At 56.8% G+C, this 19,540-nt stretch carries 18 protein-coding genes and 1 tRNA gene; 4 read left to right on the top strand and 15 right to left on the bottom strand.

Going from position 1 to position 19,540, the window contains the following annotated elements:
- Positions 1-151: 151 nt before the first annotated feature.
- Both KQP88_RS17245 and KQP88_RS17250 read right to left on the bottom strand, forming a co-directional pair.
- Complete coding sequence (locus KQP88_RS17245; RefSeq protein ID WP_216703720.1) at positions 152-1,801, bottom strand: phosphoethanolamine transferase; 1,650 nt, start codon at positions 1,799-1,801, stop codon at positions 152-154.
- A 243-nt stretch (positions 1,802-2,044) separates the two neighbouring features.
- On the bottom strand, positions 2,045-3,736 hold the full coding sequence (locus KQP88_RS17250; RefSeq protein ID WP_198728963.1) for an NAD-dependent malic enzyme: 1,692 nt from the start codon (positions 3,734-3,736) through the stop codon (positions 2,045-2,047).
- 284 nt (positions 3,737-4,020) lie between these two features.
- On the opposite strand from KQP88_RS17250, the gene KQP88_RS17255 reads away from it, so the two are divergent.
- Positions 4,021-4,668 (top strand): HAD-IA family hydrolase, encoded by a 648-nt coding sequence (locus tag KQP88_RS17255; RefSeq protein ID WP_216703721.1) that lies wholly within the window; start codon positions 4,021-4,023, stop codon positions 4,666-4,668.
- 55 nt (positions 4,669-4,723) lie between these two features.
- Here the strand turns inward: KQP88_RS17255 and gvpU are convergent, their stop codons facing one another.
- The 7 genes from gvpU to dapA all read right to left on the bottom strand — a co-directional run bounded on the left by gvpU (position 4,724) and on the right by dapA (position 11,372).
- Positions 4,724-5,191, bottom strand: a complete 468-nt coding sequence (gvpU, locus tag KQP88_RS17260) for a gas vesicle accessory protein GvpU (RefSeq protein ID WP_200992555.1) — start codon at positions 5,189-5,191, stop codon at positions 4,724-4,726.
- Between the two features lie 149 nt (positions 5,192-5,340).
- Positions 5,341-7,377, bottom strand: coding sequence for an acyltransferase family protein (locus tag KQP88_RS17265; protein ID WP_216703722.1), 2,037 nt, complete (start codon positions 7,375-7,377; stop codon positions 5,341-5,343).
- Positions 7,378-7,679: 302 nt separating this feature from the next.
- Positions 7,680-7,769 (bottom strand) — tRNA-Ser (locus KQP88_RS17270).
- Positions 7,770-7,861: 92 nt separating this feature from the next.
- A complete protein-coding gene (purC, locus tag KQP88_RS17275) occupies positions 7,862-8,572 on the bottom strand; it encodes a phosphoribosylaminoimidazolesuccinocarboxamide synthase (RefSeq protein WP_095067461.1) in 711 nt (236 codons plus the stop codon).
- A 28-nt stretch (positions 8,573-8,600) separates the two neighbouring features.
- Positions 8,601-9,359 carry an MBL fold metallo-hydrolase gene (locus tag KQP88_RS17280; RefSeq protein WP_025261202.1) on the bottom strand — a complete coding sequence of 253 codons (759 nt, stop codon included), beginning with the start codon at positions 9,357-9,359 and terminating at the stop codon, positions 8,601-8,603.
- Complete coding sequence (bamC, locus tag KQP88_RS17285) at positions 9,360-10,475, bottom strand: outer membrane protein assembly factor BamC (RefSeq protein WP_216703723.1); 1,116 nt, start codon at positions 10,473-10,475, stop codon at positions 9,360-9,362.
- An 18-nt stretch (positions 10,476-10,493) separates the two neighbouring features.
- Complete coding sequence (gene dapA, locus KQP88_RS17290) at positions 10,494-11,372, bottom strand: 4-hydroxy-tetrahydrodipicolinate synthase (protein ID WP_216703724.1); 879 nt, start codon at positions 11,370-11,372, stop codon at positions 10,494-10,496.
- A 326-nt stretch (positions 11,373-11,698) separates the two neighbouring features.
- Here dapA and KQP88_RS17295 point away from each other — a divergent pair, with 326 nt between their 5' ends.
- Entirely contained in the window at positions 11,699-12,262 is a 564-nt protein-coding gene (locus KQP88_RS17295; RefSeq protein WP_025261205.1) for a glycine cleavage system protein R, read from the top strand.
- Positions 12,263-12,271: 9 nt separating this feature from the next.
- The gene (locus tag KQP88_RS17300; RefSeq protein ID WP_200992556.1) at positions 12,272-12,745 is read left to right on the top strand and encodes a peroxiredoxin; all 474 of its coding nucleotides are present in this window, start codon (positions 12,272-12,274) and stop codon (positions 12,743-12,745) included.
- 45 nt (positions 12,746-12,790) lie between these two features.
- Here the strand turns inward: KQP88_RS17300 and KQP88_RS17305 are convergent, their stop codons facing one another.
- Positions 12,791-13,861, bottom strand: coding sequence for an AI-2E family transporter (locus tag KQP88_RS17305; protein ID WP_200992557.1), 1,071 nt, complete (start codon positions 13,859-13,861; stop codon positions 12,791-12,793).
- Positions 13,862-13,894: 33 nt separating this feature from the next.
- A complete protein-coding gene (locus tag KQP88_RS17310; RefSeq protein ID WP_198729002.1) occupies positions 13,895-14,146 on the bottom strand; it encodes a sulfurtransferase TusA family protein in 252 nt (83 codons plus the stop codon).
- Positions 14,147-14,294: 148 nt separating this feature from the next.
- Here KQP88_RS17310 and KQP88_RS17315 point away from each other — a divergent pair, with 148 nt between their 5' ends.
- Positions 14,295-15,728 (top strand): M48 family metalloprotease, encoded by a 1,434-nt coding sequence (locus KQP88_RS17315; RefSeq protein WP_025261209.1) that lies wholly within the window; start codon positions 14,295-14,297, stop codon positions 15,726-15,728.
- Between the two features lie 186 nt (positions 15,729-15,914).
- Here KQP88_RS17315 and nadA read toward each other — a convergent pair whose 3' ends face one another.
- The 4 genes from nadA to scpB all read right to left on the bottom strand — a co-directional run bounded on the left by nadA (position 15,915) and on the right by scpB (position 19,540).
- The gene (nadA, locus tag KQP88_RS17320; RefSeq protein WP_216703725.1) at positions 15,915-16,973 is read right to left on the bottom strand and encodes a quinolinate synthase NadA; all 1,059 of its coding nucleotides are present in this window, start codon (positions 16,971-16,973) and stop codon (positions 15,915-15,917) included.
- A 152-nt stretch (positions 16,974-17,125) separates the two neighbouring features.
- On the bottom strand, positions 17,126-18,346 hold the full coding sequence (gene rluB / locus KQP88_RS17325) for a 23S rRNA pseudouridine(2605) synthase RluB (RefSeq protein ID WP_200992559.1): 1,221 nt from the start codon (positions 18,344-18,346) through the stop codon (positions 17,126-17,128).
- Between the two features lie 185 nt (positions 18,347-18,531).
- Positions 18,532-18,723, bottom strand: a complete 192-nt coding sequence (locus tag KQP88_RS17330; RefSeq protein ID WP_216703726.1) for a DUF1289 domain-containing protein — start codon at positions 18,721-18,723, stop codon at positions 18,532-18,534.
- A gap of 52 nt (positions 18,724-18,775) precedes the next feature.
- Complete coding sequence (gene scpB / locus KQP88_RS17335) at positions 18,776-19,540, bottom strand: SMC-Scp complex subunit ScpB (RefSeq protein WP_216703727.1); 765 nt, start codon at positions 19,538-19,540, stop codon at positions 18,776-18,778.

A 19,540-nucleotide genomic window follows, 5' to 3' on the forward strand; every position in this document is an offset into this window, starting at 1 on the left:
ATATCGCCATAGGAGGTTTATCGCGCATCCGGCCTGAAACTCTTGGATATCTTCATGTCGATCGCTGCAAAACAGCAGGCTCGATCCATGGGCTGCGAGGTGCCTGGGACAAGGCCTGTCCAGTCAAGCGCCTCACAGTCAGAATCATGAATTACCTGTTGATTGCCACGCCATTGCCGATCGAACTTCTGCAACCGGAAAACAGGTCCAGACTCGGGTCATAAACCTTGGTATCGACCTTCAACAAGCCCAGCATGGAATGAAAGAGATTGTCTTGGCTCAACGGCGCATTACGCTCCCTGGCCAGGCACTCCGGATTGACGGCAAAAGACTTCTGATAGTTATCGGACAACCATATCATCATCGGTACATGTTTCTGCTGATCGGGCGCCAGCATATAAGGCGTACCGTGCAGGAACAGATTATATTCGCCCAATGACTCACCATGATCCGACAGATACAACATGGCCGTATCAACTTTATCCTGACGGCTGCGCAATATATCGATCAGGGAAGACAGGACATGGTCGGTATACAGCAACGTATTATCATAACCATTGACAATACTTTCACGACTGCAGTTATTCAGGGCATTACTTTCACACACCGGCGTAAACTTCTCGAATGCCTTGGGGTAACGCTTGAAGTACTCCGGCCCGTGACTGCCCATCTGGTGCAGTACCAATACGGTGTCTTTATCGAGACTGTCGATAAAGGCTTCCAGACCTTGCAGCAGGATCTCGTCGTGGCATTCGTTATTGGCGCACAGCAACGGGTCCTTGAGGTTGCTGACATCCTGGAAAGCCACCCGATCGCAGGTGCCTTTACAGCCGGACTGGTTGTCGCGCCACACCACCTCGATACCCGCACGTTTCAGCACATCCAGCAGCCCTTCCTGATTGCGGGCCTTGGTGGCGTTGTAATCCTTGCGCCCCATATTGGAGAACATGCAAGGCACCGACACGGCTGTCTCGGTTCCGCAGGAGTAGACATCGGTAAATGCCACGAGGCCACTCTGCCTGTTGAGCTTTGGCGTCGTCTCGCGACCGTAGCCCAGAATGCCGAAGTTCTCTGCTCGAGCACTTTCGCCCACCACCAGAACCGTCAGGGATTTGCGCGAATGCGTCGCCGCATCAGGCGAGCGCCGGGCGTCTTCGCCAATGGCCAGGAATGGTCGCTGGGACGAAATGATCTGCTCGCTCAGATAACCGACCGATGCACCGATGTAATTGCTCGGCACGACCATCAGGCGCAACTCATGGTGATTGCGAAACAGAGAGGACAACCCCTGATAATTCGCCAGCGCTACGCCCCCCATCGATACCGCGCAGACCACACAGACCAGCACCTTGCTGAACAGCTCAAGATGCCAGCGGCGGTAGTTGATCGGTGTCTTCCACAACAACGCGGATGGCAGCACACCCAGAAAGAGCATGTAGGCGCCCAGTTTCAAGGACAGGAGACCTTGAACTTCGGTCGGATTGGTTTCTGCAAAGTTGCGAAACATGCCGGCATCGATCATGACGCCGTATTCGTTCATGAAATAGGCAACACCGGCACTGGCAAAAAACAGGAAGATCAATACGGGCTTCAATAGCCGCCGATAGGCAAGCAGCGTCAATACAATATTGAATACACAGAAAACCATCACACCAAAGGCAATCCGTATGGCGACTCCCTTTGTACTGCCTCCTGTAATCTCGAAAAGATGCTGCCAGAAATTGACATTAAAACCGAACAATAGAAAGGCACTGGCAATCAACGTGACAACTTCTGGACGAACAGGCTTGATCTTCAGCATTTACAGTCTGCTTATGTAGTTTCTTATCGAATAGGGACTGAACCAGACGGCCCATCCATGCGCAGACTTTAGACGGGAGTCTATCAATTTTTTGTGAAAAGGATGCGAATAACTGATCGCATAAAACTTATTTCATCGTGGGAAATTTCCTCCAGAAAAAGACAGCATTAACGCTCCAGCACACAATAAAAAATGCCCCTTCACGAGCACACTCGCGAAGGGGCATTGAGTGAAACGCCGGGATCAGACCGAGCGACGGCGGTAGCCGCGATACTCAGGCACCCAGAAATTACGCTCGATGGCTGCCAGCAGCACTTCATCAGACGTCTCAAGCGCCAGACCTTCAGCCTGAGCTTCCTTGGCCACAGCCAGGGCGATCTTGCGGCTGACCTGCTGGATTTCCTTGAGCGGCGGCAGGACGGCATCGCCAAGCCCGGACACCATCGGCGAGCATTCCGCCAGCGCATTGGAAGCCGCCATCAGCATCCGGTCAGTGATACGCGAAGCCTTGCAAGCCACCACCCCCAGACCAATGCCCGGGAAAATGTAGGAGTTGTTGCACTGCGCGATATGCACCGTACGGCCATTGATCTCAACAGGCGCGAACGGACTGCCGGTGGCAACCAGCGCATTGCCATCGGTCCAGCGCAGGATCTCTTCTGGCGTGGCTTCGACCTTGGAGGTCGGGTTCGACAGCGGCATGACCAGCGGCTTGGCACAATGCTTGTGCAGCTCACGGATCACTTGTTCAGTGAACAGACCACGCTGACCGGATACACCGATCAGAACCGTCGCACCGGCATGAGTCACCACATCGAGCAACTGCGGGAAAGCCTCACCGCCAGCAGCCCAGCCTGCAACATCACCCGCCTTGTGGGCCAGACGCTGCTGGAAGTCCAGCAGGTTGTCCATGCCCTCGGTCAGCAGGCCAAAACGGTCGACCATGAAAATACGCTTGCGCGCTTCGCTTTCGCTCAGGCCTTCGATCTTCATCGCGGCAATGATGTGCTCGGCAATCCCGCAACCGGCAGAACCGGCGCCCAGGAACACGACCTTCTGCTGACCCAGTGTCTCGTTCTTGGCCTTGCAGGCAGCCAGCAAGGTGCCAACGGCCACCGATGCCGTGCCCTGGATGTCATCGTTGAAGCAGCACAGCTCGTCGCGATACTTCTCCAGCAGCGGCATGGCGTTGGACTGGGCGAAATCCTCGAACTGCAGCAACACATCCGGCCAGCGGCGCTGAACGGCCTCGATAAAGGTGGCGATGAAATCGTCATATTCCTTGCCGCTGACCCGCTCATGACGCCAGCCCATGTACATCGGGTCGTCGAGCAGTTCGCGGTTATTGGTGCCGACATCCAGCACGATCGGCAAGGTATAGGCCGGGCTGATGCCACCGCAGGCGGTGTACAGCGAGAGCTTGCCGATCGGAATGCCCATGCCGCCGATCCCCTGGTCACCCAGGCCCAGAATGCGCTCGCTGTCGGTGACAACGATGATCTTGATGCGGTCTTTGGTGGCGCTGCGCAGGATATCGTCGATGCGGTCGCGCTCAGGGTAGGAAATGAACAACCCGCGGTGGGTGCGGTAGATCTTGGAGAATTCCTGGCACGCCTGGCCGACCGTCGGGGTGTAAATTATCGGCAGCATCTCGTCCAGATGCGAGTCCAGCAGACGGAAGAACAGGGTCTCGTTGTTGTCCTGGATCGAACGCAGATAAATATGCTTGTCCAGATCGCTGGCGCACTGCTTGTACTGGCTGTACACCCGGGTAACTTGCTCTTCGATCGTCTCTACGTTCTGCGGCAGCAGCCCGATCAAATTGAATTCGACCCGCTCTTGCGGGGTAAAAGCACTGCCCTTGTTCAGAAGGGGCATTTCCAGCAGCGAGGGGCCGGCATAGGAAATGTACAAAGGTCGCGAAGTGTTGGTCATTTTTTCTAATCGCCTTTTTTCGTCTACTCATTGATTCTGGGTATCGACCGGGGCGGGCAGCCTGGCACTCTGTTTCTTGTTCTTTTTCTGGTTGCCAGTTCTCTATCAGGCCATTCCGGGCATAAAAATCGGATGGCACATATTACCTGCGATAAAGGCGGTTGCGGCATTTTGTCGCGCAAAACGTGGCCAAATGATGTCTCCTTGTAAAAGCCTTGCCTTGCATAAGCCGGTGTTTCGTAGGCATATTTGCCCGTTATCAGCGCCATCCACAAGAGGCATGCATGCTCAACGAGAAGCGATTTTCGGCCTTCCTGTTCGATATGGACGGGACCTTGCTCAACTCTGTCATTTCCGCCGAACGAGTGTGGGCGAAATGGGCACGCAAGCACGGCATCGACGTAGAAACCTTTCTACCGACCATCCATGGCGTGAGAAGTATCGATACCGTCCGGCGGCAGAACCTGCCCGGCATCGATGCCGAGCAGGAAGCCGAGGCCATTTCTCAGGCCGAGATCGAAGATGTCGAAGGCGTGGTCGCCATTGAAGGCGTTGCAGCTTTCCTCGCCTCGCTGCCCAAGGATCGCTGGGCCATGGTCACCTCTGCCCCGCTTGCGCTCGCCCAGGCACGCATGGGCGCTGCTGGCCTGACACTACCCGACATCGTCATCACCGCCGAAGACGTAACCCAGGGCAAACCCGCGCCCGATGGTTTTCTGCTGGCTGCCCAGCGACTCGGCGTAGCTGCCCAGGACTGCCTGGTATTTGAAGACGCACCTGCCGGCATCGCCGCAGCCAAGGCTGCCGGAGCCAGTGTGGTGGTGATCACGGCAGCCCACTTGCACCCTTATGAAACTCAAGATGCGACACTCAAGAGCTACCTTGAGGCTCGCGTAGAAACAGAAGGCCAATGGCTGAAACTGGTCCTGTAAGCGCCACAAACAAAAAGCCCCGGTAAACACCGGGGCCATTCAGCAGCTCAGGCTCTCACTTGCGCGCAATGAGCCCAATGGTAAAACCATCGACAGCCGCAATCCTTCCGCGCCACAGCACGCCCGCATCGCAGATCGGGCTTTCATCGGTCGAGTACGTTCTGCAATCCTTCAGATGGATGAAGTGGAAAGCTGGAGTGTCTTCATTGGACTCACCCGGCTTGAACGACAGGATCATCTCCTTCATCGACTCGTCAGTACCGTTATTGAACTGGGCGAAAGGTGCAGAGATATCTGCAGCCAGTTGCTCAAAGTAGGCATCGTGGGAAATCAGATGGCCGGAAACGAGGTTCCCGCCTACCGACAGGGTAATCCCCAACTCAACCTTGGTATTGGCAACGAATTTGACAAGCCACTGAAGCAGCCAGTCGATCTGCTTGCCCTGCCACTTGAACTGGGCAATGACGTCATCATGGCTCTGGCTGGGAGACGGTTGTGGTTGTGACTGGTTTACGTCCGACATCTGATAGCTCCTTGCATCACAAAACGTGAGATTTGGCTCTACCACACCTTAGCTGAAAAAAAGCAAAGGGGCGGACGGAGGTGGGATTTCTTGAAGATCCGTGAAGCACGCCCCAGAATCAGGAAGTCCCCGACACTGGAGCGACTTGGTCATTCATTCACGAAAGCTTCTCTAAACATGGGTATGAGCAAATTGGCACCCCGAAGACTCAGGTGATCGTCATCGAAATAGATAGGCAATCCCCCCTGATCTCCACGGCACCGCCCTGCATCGCAGAGGTAAGGAATGGGGTCAAGAATTTTTACACCACACCGTGCCGCCGCCAAATCCTGTGTATCCACCACATATTTCTGACGCGCCCTGTATTCCTCCAGCGATATCGATACACGCCCATCCATGCCAAGCAAAACACCCCTGGCCATGGACTTGGGAACATTTATTGCCAACTCCGGGATAGGGCGAACCATATAAACAGGTCTATCCTTGGCAAATTCACATGCGGTATTGATAGCGCCCTCACGCATTTCGCTCAAAAAAGCCTCGCTACGGCTTTCGTATTTTTTCGTTAAATAATTCAAAGGTGCCGTGTACTTGATCTTTAGATCAGGCTCATTATAGCCAATGGTATAAACCGATAAACGATTGATAATAATCAGCGGCACCGAGGCTGGTAGCGTATGACTTTTTTCAAGAAACCTTCTTACACTTTCTCCACAACGATAAGTATTATCACTCACATGCTTTAAATCCAGTATGGTAGGGCATGCAGCATAAGTCCAGTCCAGAACATGAAGATTGCGATCAGGCAAAGAATTTTCCACAGCACGAACAAGAGCACCGGCATGACTATCACCAATGACTATGGCTCCCAACTTGCTTCCACCATACGTACATTCAGGATGTTTCCCGGCCCCATAAATATGGCACTCAGTCTGCCTTGGGTTCACATCTTTAGCTTCTGCATAATCCCGGATCGCTTCTTCAGACAATCTGTGGAGATACAAGGTATCCACCTTCGTGACCAGAAAACCCACCAGAGAGACAAACGCAAATACCGTTAATAATCTGAAACTACAAAAAAGCCTGGACGGTCCACTCAAAAACCGACGCCCCGGGCCTTCGATGAATCTGAATGACAGCCATCCAAGAATAATCGAAAGGAAAATTCCGAACAAAACGAGCCACGGGTTTCCCCTGCCTTGAACATATAATAGCCCGACAGCAATCGGCCAGTGCCAGAGATAAAGCGAGTAAGAACAGTTCCCGAGCCATTGCGCGCCCCTGTTACTGCTCCATATCGAATCTTGCTGCGCAGCAATCAATATCAGCAAGGTACCGGACACAGGCAGTAATGCATTGAAACCAGGCCATCTGGTGCTTTCATCAAACAGACAGACTGAAAGAATGATCAACCCATAACCCAGAACCTCAAGCCATCGCCTTAACAGTCTTCCCAAATGAAAATTGTGTAAAACCAGAAACAAGGCACCCCCCAAAAGCATTTCCCAGGCTCTTGATGGCAGCATATAAAAAGCATACATAGGCTTTGTATTTGACAGCATGACTGAAATACAAAAAGAGATGATCGCCCCTGTAAAAAGAACGACAGCATGGATATTCCTGCTTGAGGACAGACGCCACAACAACAATATCCCCAGCGGCAGCAACATATAAAATTGCCATTCGACAGACAGCGACCACGTGTGCAAAAGGAAATTTTCCTTTGCCGCATCATCAAAATAACTAAATTCCTTGTTGAACTGCCAATTTGAGAAAAAACCTATTGCGGCAATCATGCCTTTCCCTATGGATATATATTCCACAGGAAACAATATGAGCCACCCCAACAGCGCCAGAAAAACACAGAGAACTGCCAGAGCCGGAACGATTCTGCGCGCTCTGGACAAATAAAAATCAGAAAGCCTGAATGCCGTCCCGAACCACCCTCTACCCTGAGCTTCCAGCCCTCGAAAGATTATACCGACCATGAGAAAGCCGGATATAACAAAGAAAATATCGACCCCTACAAAACCACCCGAAAACCCATACACGCCAAAATGATATAGAACCACAGACATAACGGCCCATGCTCTAAGCCCGTTAATATCGGACCTGAAACCCTCTCCCCGCCCCAGCGGCGTCATTGGCCGCTCTTGAGAGGTTTCAAGTTGTTCAATACGCCCCATCTATCACTACCTTTAATACTTATTTACAACCCGACAACCCTTATCTCACCGCTGCTTCGTGTGAGCAGTAGAAGATCCGATCCGGCCAAGCGATATACCAGATCGAGCAGAAACCGACCAGCAATAGTTGGAGCAACCTGGCCGACGCCCTTCTACAACGTATACGTCACAAGCTAACGGCTGATACCTTGACCTATTGTCGCGCCCCAAAGGTCTTGTACCGGAGCCATATTCAGGACTTGATTGAAACGACAGAAACAAAAAAGCCCCGTAGACATTCATCTACGGGGCTTTTCAATGTATGGCGGAGAGATAGGGATTCGAACCCTAGGTACCGGTGAAGGTACAACGGATTTCGAATCCGTCCCATTCGGCCACTCTGGCATCTCTCCAACGGCGCGCATGATAACAGCATCGGCGCGTAAGGCGAAGCCCTTTACGCTAATTTTTTTCGTGCTATCAAGCGCTTGCGTAACTTTTTGCCTTAGAGCGGGACGCCCAGGCGGTTTGCGACTTCTTCGTAGGCTTCGATGACGTCACCCAAGCCCTGGCGGAAGCGGTCCTTGTCCATCTTCTTGCGGGTGTCTTTGTCCCACAGGCGGCAGCCGTCAGGGCTGAATTCGTCGCCCAGGACGATCTCGCCGTGGAATACGCCGAACTCGAGCTTGAAGTCGACCAGCAGCAGGCCTGCGTCGTCGAACAGCTTGCTGAGCACTTCGTTGACCTTGAGCGACAGCTCTTTCATGCGAACCAGTTGCTCGGCGGTACCCCAACCGAATGCCACGACGTGGGATTCGTTGATGAACGGGTCGCCCTTGGCGTCGTCCTTCAGGAACAGCTCGAAGGTGTACGGATCGAGCTTGGTGCCCTCTTCCACACCCAGGCGCTTGACCAGACTGCCGGCAGCGTAGTTACGCACGACGCACTCGACGGGGATCATGTCCAGTTTCTTGACCAGGCACTCGTTGTCGCCCAGCAGCTTGTCGAATTGGGTCGGAACGCCCGCTTCTTCCAGCTTCTGCATGATGAAGGCGTTGAACTTGTTGTTCACCATGCCTTTGCGGTCCAGCTGTTCGATGCGCTTGCCGTCGAACGCCGAGGTGTCGTTGCGAAACAGCAGGATCAAGCGGTCAGCGTCGTCGGTCTTGTAAACCGATTTGGCTTTGCCGCGGTAGAGTTCTTCACGTTTTTCCATGATGGGCTCCGCTTGCTAAGTAGTTGGGCTAGGCGATATGTCGCCAGTCGAGCCCTGAATCTTGATCGGCCAGTTCCAGCCAGTCCGGGTCACACCCCAGAGTGTCGGCAAAACATTGCCGGGCCAGATACGGCAGGTTGTTCTTGCTGCTGAGATGGGCCAGCACCAGGTGCTGCAGATCCCTCCATCCCAGTTCGCTCACCAGGTTTGCGGCCTGATGATTGTTCAAATGTCCTGTTTCGCCTCCCACACGCTGCTTGAGAAAGACCGGATAACGGCCTCGGGCAAGCATGTCTCGGCAATGGTTGGCCTCAATCATCAAGGCATCCAGGCCATGATAGCTTTGCAGCACGTTGGGGCAGTAAGACCCAAGGTCGGTCAGCAGGCCAAAACGGCGACGCCCGTCATTGAAGACGAACTGGGTGGGCTCCAGTGCATCATGGGCGACGGACACCACATCGATGCCCAGCGCTCCCACCTGCAATCTTTGACCACCTTCCACCACTCCGGCGGCTTCGACCGGCTTGCGCATCCCACGCAAGGTCCCGCGACTGAGATAGACCGGCACATTGTACTGCCGAGACAGCAAACCCACGCCATGCACATGATCGGCATGTTCGTGGGTCACCAGAATGGCACTCAATTGTCTGGCACTGACTCCCAGTCGCGCCAGACGCCGCTCGGTTTCCCGCAGGGAGAAACCGCAATCGACCAGCACGTACGTATCGTTGCTTGCGACCAGCGTGCCGTTGCCACGGCTGCCGCTGCCCAGAACAGCGAAACGCACTTAACTCAGGTTGTCTTGAATGATGCTCAAGACCCTGCGAGCGACGTCGGCCGGCGCAACGGTGTTGATGTTTTTCTCGACAGTGACCTGCACGCTGTCACCCACCTTGCTCAGGCGGACCTGATAGCGCTCGGCACGGGCTTCGATTTCTTCCTTGCTGGACTTGCTGCCAAACAGGCGACCGAAGAAACCAGGCTCGTTCGCAGGCGTATTGGCCTTCTCTGCCAGGTTGATGTAGTACAGGCCAAGGCTGCGGTTGATGTCCTCAACGCGCCATTCGCCCTGATCCAGCGCACGACCGACACTCGACCATGCACGGTCCAGATCGGCACCGACAGTCAGAACCGGGTTGCCGCTGCCGTCTTCGCTCAGCGCTACACGGCTCGGCGTATCGTAGTCACGCGCCGCCACCAGAGACACGGAACCACCCTTCTCGGCGTTACGGCTCATGCTGGCCAGCAGGTCGTCGGTCAGTGCGGCATCAAGGCCGATGTTGGTCGTGCGCGGCGGGAAGCCGACGTCGGCATTGCTGCCAGCCGGACGCTCGACGCTGACCACGTAGACTTCACTGGTGTTGCGCTGCACGCCCGGTTCGATACGAACCCGCACGCGGGTTTCGGAATCGGCCGATACGCCGCTGGCCGTCAGGCGCTTGGCAACCGAAGCGGACAGCTCGTCCAGACGCTGCCAGGTGGTGCTGAATTCGCCGGTCTGTGGACGCTCTTCAGCGATACGGAAACCGTTGTCTTCAAAATACTGATGCGCCACCGGCCAGACTTCGGCAGGCGGACGCTGAGCCAGAACCCAGTGGGCGTCGCCGCTCTTCTGCAAGCTGAAATCGCTCGACTCGGAGGCTACCGACAGAGGCAACGGACGAGGCACCTTGTACTCGCCCTTCACGGTGCTGTCAGCCACGTTGCGAGGGATCGGCAGCAGCGGATCCAGGCGCTTGGTGTTGGAGATGTCGGCAGGCACCTGCATCGGTGCGGTCTGGGTTGCTTCCAGATAGTCACTGCCGCGATCGCGGAAGTAACCATCTTGCCCCCACAGCCAACCGCAACCACTGGTGCTGGAGATAATCAAGGCTAGTGCGGAAAGTCCGGCCAGTCGCTTCATTGCGTAATGCTTCCTCAATTAAACCAATACGCCGGACTGGCGCATGGCCTGACGCAGCGGTTCGTGACAGGCTTCGCTGAGCCAGGTGAGCGGCAGACGGATACCGTCTGGCATCAGGCCCATTTCATGCAGAGCCCATTTCACAGGAATGGGGTTGGATTCGATAAACAGGGTGTTATTGACCGGCATCAGCTTTTCATGGATGGCACGTGCCGTTTCGGCATCGCCACGCATGGCAGCAGCGCACAGCTCGCTCATGGCACGCGGCGCGATGTTGGCGGTCACGGAAATGTTGCCCTTGCCGCCCAGCAGCATGAGTTCGACGGCCGTGGCGTCATCGCCGGAATAGAGCAGGAAATCGCTGCTTACGCCTGCCAGGATGTCCTTGGCGCGCTGCAGGTTACCCGTGGCTTCCTTGATACCGATGATGTTGTGCACCTTTGACAGGCGAACGACCGTCTCGGGCAGCATGTCGCAAGCAGTACGACCTGGCACGTTGTAGAGGATCTGCGGGATGTCGACAGCCTTGGCGATGTGGCTGAAATGCTGGAACAGCCCTTCCTGCGTCGGCTTGTTGTAGTAAGGCGTCACCAGCAGGCATGCATCGGCGCCTGCGGTCTTGGCGTTGGTCGTCAGTTCGACGGCTTCGCGCGTGGAGTTGGCGCCGGTACCTGCAATGACAGGGATACGCCCTGCAACCTGGGTAACCACACGACGAATGACTTCGATGTGTTCGTTCACATCGAGTGTCGCCGACTCACCTGTAGTGCCGACGGCAACAATGGCGTTGGTGCCCTCTTGCAAGTGGAAGTCCACCAGTTTGCTCAGGCTGTCCCAGTCCAGACGACCTTGTGCATCCATGGGTGTGACCAGTGCCACCATACTGCCCGCAATCATGCAACCGCTCCTGCCGGAAAAAGAGAGCCGTAATGGTACTGGCGCCATCAGCCTTGTACAAGCGAAGTACCGCACTGTGAGCATTCCCCTGAGCGATGGTTTTCGCTACCCTTCGTCCTTTGATCGTTACTGGTCATCTGCGCACCTCGTTCAATCGATCGTTTTTTGTCGCCAACCCCCTTGTGCCAGCGCGTTGCAGCCCTACCATGGCCATGCCATGCAGGCGTTCAACGACGAGGCCCGGGTTGGTACCTTGCGCTCACGATCGTCGAAACAGCCCGGCAGAGCCCAAAAAGTACCGACCGCTCATCGCTTAGGAATGCTGCATGTCGTCCACCCCCACAGTTCGCGAACAATTCCTTGTTATCAGTGCCCTTGGCGCAAACCCTATGGAGCTGACCAACGTCCTGTGCCGCGCCAGCCATGAAAACCGCTGCTCGGTCGTCAGCTCCCGCCTGACCCGTCATGGTGAATGCAGCGCGCTGATCCTCCAGGTCTCTGGTAGCTGGGATGCCCTGGCCCGTCTCGAGACAGGCCTGCCGGGGCTGTCGAAAAAGCACGCCTTCACCATCAGTGTCGTGCGCAGCGCCACGCTCGAAAGCCGTCCTGAAGCCTTGCCGTACGTGGCTTACGTCAGCTCGGCCTATCGTCCGGACATCATCAACGAACTGTGCCAGTTCTTCATCGACCATAACGTCGAGCTGGAAAACCTGATCTGCGATACCTACCTGGCTCCGCAGACCGGTGGCACCATGCTCAACGCGACGTTCACGGTCACGCTGCCGGCAGGCACCCAGATCAGCTGGTTACGCGACCAGTTCCTGGACTTCGCCGACGCACTGAACCTCGATGCGCTGATCGAACCATGGCGCCCTCAAGCCCCGATGTAAGGAGTTCTCATGGCAGTAGCAGTAGATCAACCCGTTCCCGATTTCCAGGCCCCCGCCACCAGCGGGCAGGCTGTCAGCCTTGCCGGGCTCAAGGGCCAGCAGGTCGTCATTTATTTCTACCCCAAGGACAATACGCCGGGCTGCACCACCCAGGGCCAGAACTTCCGCGACAGCATCGCGCAGTTCCAGGCGGCCAATACCGTGGTTTTCGGCGTATCGCGCGACAGCCTCAAGGCCCACGAGAACTTCAAGGCCAAGCAGGAGTTTCCCTTCGAGCTGATTTCAGACAAGGACGAAGCCCTGTGCCAGCTGTTCGATGTCATCAAGCTCAAGAAGCTGTATGGCAAGGAATATCTGGGCGTTGATCGCAGCACCTTCCTGATCGACAAGGCGGGTGTACTGCGCAAGGAATGGCGTGGGGTGAAAGTCCCGGGTCATGTGGACGAAGTACTGGCAGAAGCTCAGGCCCTGAACAAGGCCTGAAGCCCGCCCCCACTGGCTGCGGCGCGCAAGGCGCCGCAACCAGCGCTACAACATCGGCGCCACGCTCGGCCCATGACGCGGCCAGGCGTCGAGAACGGCCTTGAACAGGGTCGCCAGCGGAATCGCGAAGAATATCCCCCAGAAGCCCCACAACCCGCCAAACAGCAGCACGGCGCAGATGATCGCCACCGGATGCAGATTGACGGCCTCAGAGAACAGCAGCGGCACCAGCACGTTACCGTCCAGCGCCTGAATGATGCCGTGCACCACCATCAGATAGATGAACTGATCACCCCAGCCCCATTGAAACAGACCGATCAGCGCCACCGGCACCGTGACCACCACCGCGCCCACATAAGGCACGACCACCGACACACCCACCAGCATCGCCAGCAGCGCGGCATAGTTGAGGCCAAGCGCCACGAATGCCACGTAGGTCACGCCGCCACAGATGAATATCTCGATGACCTTGCCACGAATGTAGTTGGCGATCTGGCGATTCATTTCCTCAGCGACCCGGGTCAGCAAGGCACGCTCACGAGGCAGATAGCCACGTACCCAGCGGCCGATCATCTGGCGGTCCTTGAGGAAAAAGAACACCAGGATGGGCACCAGAACCAGATAGATCATGAGATTGACCAGCAATGGCAGGCTGGACAGGGAAAACGTCAGCGCCAGTTGGCCGATCTTGCCGATTTCCCCACGCGCCGCCTCGATGGCCTGCAGCACCTGCACATCCGACACCAGATGCGGGTAACGCTCCGGCAGCAGCAACAGGAGCGACTGCCATTTGGCGAGCATGCCCGGCAACTCGTTGAACAGCGTGATCAACTGATGCCAGAGCAGCGGGACCAGCACCAGCAAGAAGACCAGCAACACGCCGATGAACAGGGCGAATACCAGACCGACCGCCCCCACTTCCGGCATGCGCAGGCGCTCCAGAAAGTTGACAACGCCCTGCATCAGAAACGCCAGCACCAGCCCGGCCAGAACAGGAGCCAGCATGCCTCCCAGTGTCAGAACCAGGGTAAATGCCAGAAACAGCAGGACTGCCAGTACAACCGCTTCCTCATCGGAGAAATACAGCTGTACCCAATTGCGAAGCACCTTGAACATCAAACATCCTTTCGAGAAAAAACGGGCTGTGATTTACGCCTTGCGCAACCAGTAGCTGTAGATGCCTTCATTGGCCTCTTCATGCAGCAATACATGGCCTGCCAGTCTGGCAAAGGTTCTGAAATCACGCTGCGACCCCGCGTCAGTCGCCATGACTTTCAGGACTGCACCACTGGGCAGGCGATTGAGTTCCATCTTGGCCTTGAGCAACGGCAACGGGCAATTGAGGCCACAGGCATCGAGTTCGGCATCACAGACCTCGGGGCGCGTTACAGCGTCAGACATCGTTTCTCTCCAGGCGGACACATCAAGTTAAAAAGTATTCGAAAAAACGCATGCAGACATTTCAGACAGAACGAGAAGAATACCTCACTCTGGTCAGCACGCCATTGAGCCAGCTACAGTAAGCGTTCTCCAGCCTAGAGCCTCGTGCATGAATTTCCTGCGTCCTACACTGCTCACGCTCGCCTGCCTGCTCGCCACGCCGAGCATGGCTGATGATTTACCATCTCTTGGCGACGCCAGCTCTTCCATCGTTTCGCCCGAACAGGAGCACCAGCTGGGCCGTGCCTGGCTGGGCATGCTGCGCGCCCAGGTGGGTCAACTGTCCGACCCGCAGCTCAAGGACTTCGTCGAAACGTCGGTCTATCGCCTCGCCGAAACCAGTCAGGTCCAGGACCGGCGCCTTGAGTTCATCCTCATCAACAGCCCACAGCTGAACGCCTTTGCGGCGCCCGGCGGAATCATCGGGGTCAACGGCGGACTGTTTCTCAACGCCCAGACCGAAGGCGAATACGCCTCGGTCATGGCCCACGAACTGGCTCACCTGTCACAGCGCCACTTCGCCCGTGGTGTCGAAGCCCAGCAGCGCATGCAGGTTCCTGTAATGGCCGCCATGCTGGCCGGTATCGTAATGGCCGCAGCAGGTGCGGGTGATGCCGGCATCGCAGCCATTGCCGGCTCACAGGCTGCGGCCATCCAGGAACAACGCCGCTTTTCGCGCCAGAACGAACAGGAAGCGGATCGCATCGGCATCATGAATCTGGAAAAGGCCGGGTATGACCCTCGCAACATGCCGACCATGTTCGAACGCCTCATGCGCCAGTATCGATTCGATGCCAGACCACCGGAATTCCTGCTGACTCACCCGGTCAGCGAATCGCGTATCGCCGACACCCGCAACCGCGCCGAGCAGGCCAAACCGGGCGGCAAGGAAGACAGCCTTCTCTATCAACTGATGCGAGCCAGGGTCGCGCTGATCTATGAGGAAACCCCGGGGATCTCCGCCAAACGCTTCCGCGCCCAACTGGTTGAAAACCCCAACTCCGATTCGGCACGCTACGGGCTGGCCATCGCGCAGATCAAGGCCGGGCAGCTCAATGAAGCCCGTGAAGAGCTCAAGCCGCTGCTGGCCAAGGCGCCCAACGACATCACCTACAACCTGACGCAGATCGATCTGGACATCACCAACAACCGTCTGGCTGATGCACAGCAGCGGGTTGACCGGATGCTCACGTTGTATCCCAACAACTATCCCCTGAACGATGTGCGGATCGACGTGCTGCTCAAGCAGAACCGCACCGCAGAAGCCGAAAAGGCACTGGAAGCGCTGCTCAAGACCCGCTCGGACGATCCGGACATCTGGTACGTGGTTGCCGAAACAAGGGGCCTGAATGGCAACACCATCGGTCTGCATCAGGCCCGCGCCGAATACTTCGCCCTGGTCGGCGACTTCCGGCAGGCCATTCAGCAACTGGATTTCGCCAAGCGTCGTGCCAGTAACAACTTCCAGCTGGCTTCCAGGATCGATGCCCGGCAGAAAGACCTGATCGAACAGGAGCGAATGGTCAAGGACATGATGAACTGACTGTTCACCTCAAAATGAAAATCCCGGCCATCGTGCCTAATGCTGATCAGTCAAGGCCATTGAATTACTTTGTGGGAGTCAGCTTGCTGGCGACTTCACGTACAGACGCAGAATCCCTGTCGGTTGAAGGTTTTTTTCGCCAGCAAGCTGCCTCCCACAAGTTTTGTATGCGCCTTAACTGATCAATCAGGCATTGCCTGCCTGTTTCAGGCGAGCTGCCTGAGTGAAATCCAGCATCCGCTGCAGAGGACGCACGGCATGAGGGATCACCGCAGGCTCGACGAATATCTCGTTGCTGCCCTCACGCAGGCACTGCAAGGTACGCTCAAGGGTGTTCATCGCCATCCAGGGGCAATGAGCGCAACTGCGGCACGCCGCGCCATTACCGGCCGTTGGCGCCTCGATGAAGATCTTGTCCGGGCACAGCTGCTGCATCTTGTAGAAAATGCCGCGGTCAGTGGCCACGATAAACATCTTGTTGGGCATGCGCTGGGCGGCGGCGATCATCTGGCTGGTGGAGCCCACCGCATCGGCCAGGGCAATGACCTCCTCAGGCGACTCGGGATGGACCAGCACGGCAGCTTCCGGATACAGCGCCTTCATGTCTTGCAACTGCTTGGACTTGAACTCTTCGTGAACGATACAGGCACCGTCCCAGAGCAGCATGTCGGCACCGGTTTCACGCTGGATATAGCGTCCCAGGTGCTTGTCCGGTGCCCAGATGATTTTCTCGCCGTTATCCATCAGGCTTTCGACGATCTCCAGGGCACAGCCTGACGTTACAACCCAGTCGGCGCGGGCTTTGACTGCGGCCGATGTGTTGGCGTAAACCACCACGGTACGGTCAGGGTGCTGATCACAGAAGGCAGAGAACTCGTCGACAGGACAGCCGACATCCAGGGAACAGGTGGCTTCAAGCGTCGGCATGAATACCCGTTTTTCCGGATTGAGGATCTTGGCGGTTTCGCCCATGAAACGCACGCCAGCCACCAGCACGGTACTGGCCGAATGGTTATTGCTGAAGCGTGCCATTTCCAGAGAGTCAGCCACACAACCGCCGGTTTCTTCGGCCAGGGCCTGGATGACCGGGTCACAGTAATAGTGGGCGACGAGCACCGCATCCCGCGCCTTGAGTTCGGCGGCGATTTCGGCGCGGTAACGGGCCTGTTCTTCAATACTCAACGCTTTGGGCTGCTTGGCATCGAGGTGAGCCTGCACCAGAAAGCGTTCGGAAATCTGCGTCATTTTTAACTGGACCTGAATGCACTTGAGCGCGAGCGACAAGTTTACACCGGAAAGGCACAAGAAATAATCCGGGCTCTACCACGGCACATTATTAAATCGCCGCCATAAAAAAACGCCAGTCGAAACCGGCGTTTTTTTATTTACATCAAGACTTACTGCGGCTTGCGACGGCCAAAGCCAGGACGCTGACCGGAACCGGCCGGTGGACCGCGACGCTTGCCCGATGGAGCATCGTCATCGACCAGCTTGATGCCTGCGCGCTTTGGCGAAGGCTTGGCTGGACGCTTGCTCACATCGCTTGGACGCTCGGCAACCGGCGTACCACGGCCGTTCTCGGCAGGACGCGGCGAACGCGAACCTGGCTTGCCCGAATCCTTGCGGGGTGGACGCTGCGTGGAATCGCCACGTGGACGATCACGATCGCTGCCGGTGACCTGCGGCTGACGCGGTGCGCGCTCGCCGGTAGCCGGTGCGCCATTGGCAGGACGCAAGGTCCGTACGCGCTCGCCTTTGCCCAATGGGCGGGACGACTGACGCTGCAAACGCTCCAGCTTGTCCTTGGTCTTGGCGTTCATCTGCGGCTGGGCCACAGGTGTAAGGCCGACTTCGGCTGCCAGGATGTCGACTTCGTACTGGCTCATTTCGCGCCAGCGGCCCATCGGCAGGTCCGAGTTGAGGAATACCGGCCCGTAACGAACGCGCTTGAGGCGGCTGACCACCAGGCCCTGGGATTCCCAGAGACGACGCACTTCACGGTTACGACCTTCCATCACCACGCAGTGATACCAGTGGTTGAAACCTTCACCACCCGGCGCCTGTTGAATATCGGTGAAACGTGCAGGACCGTCTTCGAGGATCACGCCGTTCTTGAGACGCAGCAGCATGTCGTCATCGACTTCGCCACGCACACGTACCGCATATTCGCGGTCCATCTCGAAGGACGGGTGCATCAGACGGTTGGCCAGCTCACCGTCGGTGGTGAACATCAGCAGACCCGTGGTGTTGATGTCCAGGCGACCGATATTGATCCAGCGACCCTCTTTGGGACGCGGCAGACGGTCGAACACCGTTGGACGGCCTTCAGGGTCGTCACGGGTACAGATCTCGCCATCCGGCTTGTTGTACATGATGACGCGGCGTACCGTTTCGGCAGCCTCTTCGCGCTTGATGACGCGGCCGTCAACGGTAATGGCGTCATGCATGTCGACGCGCTGACCAAGGGTGGCATCGCGGCCATTGACCTTGATACGGCCTTGGCTAATCCAGGCCTCGACGTCACGGCGCGAACCGACGCCAATACGTGCCAGAACCTTCTGCAGTTTTTCACCTGCGGGTCCGATTTCCTGGCTGTCCTGCGTGTCTTTTTCACTCATCTGGGCACCTCCCGGTGTGTCGAATCAGGGCTTGCCGAGGACCGGCAAGACCTGCTGCCCTGCGCGCTGTGGATAGCCGCAAGGCGAAATACTTTGAGCCTGGGCGAAGCGGATTCGCCAAAGGGTCGCGAATCATACGCTCATGCAGCCGGTTGCGCATCCATGCCCGGTTGAAAATCTGCCGGTCACTTCTTCTTTTTGCGACCGGTGGTCTTCAGCTTCGCCAGACGCATGGCCGACTCGGCCAGAACGAGCCGCTTGTCGTCCTTGTCGAGTTTCTTCCAGGCCTTGATCTCCCGCTTGCTGCGACCGCAGCCCAGGCAGATGTCATCGTCAAACTTGCAGAGGCTGATGCATGGGTTCTTGGTGCTGCTCATAGGGTCTGTTCGCGAATCAATTCGCTCCTACAGGATGTATGAAATTCCAGCGTCAAACATCGTCTTCAGGCTCTTTATCAGGCTGATCCACCAACAGATCATCGAAGTCGGTCTTCAGACCCTGCTCCATGGAGTCGAGTTCAAGTAACAGGCTGCGGAAGCTGGTTTCATCCCGTGGCGCCTCAGGCTCTTGCTCATCGTCAACCTCAAGACTGGCATCGGCCAGGGCCTGCAAGTGCGCCGGGACCGGGGCATCGTCGAATTCGAGCACCGGCTCCGCCTCCATTTCGCGCAGGTCAGCCAGTGGCGGCAGTTCTTCGAGGCTCTTGAGGTTGAAGTGATCGAGAAAGCCCTTGGTAGTCGCAAACATCGCCGGCTTGCCGGGCACATCGCGATAGCCCACGACCCTGATCCATTCGCGCTCCAGCAGCGTCTTGACGATATGGCTGTTGACCGCCACACCCCGTACATCCTCGATCTCGCCACGGGTAATGGGCTGGCGATAGGCAATCAGTGCCAGGGTTTCCAGCATGGCCCGGGAATAACGCTGCGGACGCTCTTCCCACAAACGCCCGACCCAGGGCGAAAAGCGCTCGCGAATCTGCAGGCGATAGCCGGAAGCCACTTCCTTGAGCTCGAAAGCACGGCCTTCGCAGGACTTGCCCAGCACTTGCAGAGCCTTCTTGAAGACCGACGGCTCCGGGCGCTCGCCTTCCTCGAACAGCTCGTACAAGCGCTCCAGCGTCTGTGGCTTTCCGGAAGCCAGCAGAAATGCTTCAAGCAAGGGTGCCAGTTCGCGAGGTTCATTGAGGTTCAT

This window comes from Pseudomonas lijiangensis, from assembly GCF_018968705.1.
Lineage (GTDB): Bacteria > Pseudomonadota > Gammaproteobacteria > Pseudomonadales > Pseudomonadaceae > Aquipseudomonas > Aquipseudomonas lijiangensis.

Excerpts from the sequence above, each read along its gene's own strand:
- KQP88_RS17245 (WP_216703720.1), bottom strand. The coding sequence starts at position 1,801 with ATGCTGAAGATCAAGCCTGTTCGTCCAGAAGTTGTCACGTTGATTGCC.
- KQP88_RS17250 (WP_198728963.1), bottom strand. The coding sequence starts at position 3,736 with ATGACCAACACTTCGCGACCTTTGTACATTTCCTATGCCGGCCCCTCG.
- KQP88_RS17255 (WP_216703721.1), top strand. The coding sequence starts at position 4,021 with ATGCTCAACGAGAAGCGATTTTCGGCCTTCCTGTTCGATATGGACGGG.
- gvpU (WP_200992555.1), bottom strand. The coding sequence starts at position 5,191 with ATGTCGGACGTAAACCAGTCACAACCACAACCGTCTCCCAGCCAGAGC.
- KQP88_RS17265 (WP_216703722.1), bottom strand. The coding sequence starts at position 7,377 with ATGGGGCGTATTGAACAACTTGAAACCTCTCAAGAGCGGCCAATGACG.
- purC (WP_095067461.1), bottom strand. The coding sequence starts at position 8,572 with ATGGAAAAACGTGAAGAACTCTACCGCGGCAAAGCCAAATCGGTTTAC.
- bamC (WP_216703723.1), bottom strand. The coding sequence starts at position 10,475 with ATGAAGCGACTGGCCGGACTTTCCGCACTAGCCTTGATTATCTCCAGC.
- dapA (WP_216703724.1), bottom strand. The coding sequence starts at position 11,372 with ATGATTGCGGGCAGTATGGTGGCACTGGTCACACCCATGGATGCACAA.
- KQP88_RS17295 (WP_025261205.1), top strand. The coding sequence starts at position 11,699 with ATGTCGTCCACCCCCACAGTTCGCGAACAATTCCTTGTTATCAGTGCC.
- KQP88_RS17300 (WP_200992556.1), top strand. The coding sequence starts at position 12,272 with ATGGCAGTAGCAGTAGATCAACCCGTTCCCGATTTCCAGGCCCCCGCC.
- KQP88_RS17305 (WP_200992557.1), bottom strand. The coding sequence starts at position 13,861 with ATGTTCAAGGTGCTTCGCAATTGGGTACAGCTGTATTTCTCCGATGAG.
- KQP88_RS17310 (WP_198729002.1), bottom strand. The coding sequence starts at position 14,146 with ATGTCTGACGCTGTAACGCGCCCCGAGGTCTGTGATGCCGAACTCGAT.
- KQP88_RS17315 (WP_025261209.1), top strand. The coding sequence starts at position 14,295 with ATGAATTTCCTGCGTCCTACACTGCTCACGCTCGCCTGCCTGCTCGCC.
- nadA (WP_216703725.1), bottom strand. The coding sequence starts at position 16,973 with ATGACGCAGATTTCCGAACGCTTTCTGGTGCAGGCTCACCTCGATGCC.
- rluB (WP_200992559.1), bottom strand. The coding sequence starts at position 18,346 with ATGAGTGAAAAAGACACGCAGGACAGCCAGGAAATCGGACCCGCAGGT.
- KQP88_RS17330 (WP_216703726.1), bottom strand. The coding sequence starts at position 18,723 with ATGAGCAGCACCAAGAACCCATGCATCAGCCTCTGCAAGTTTGACGAT.
- scpB (WP_216703727.1), bottom strand. The coding sequence starts at position 19,540 with ATGAACCTCAATGAACCTCGCGAACTGGCACCCTTGCTTGAAGCATTT.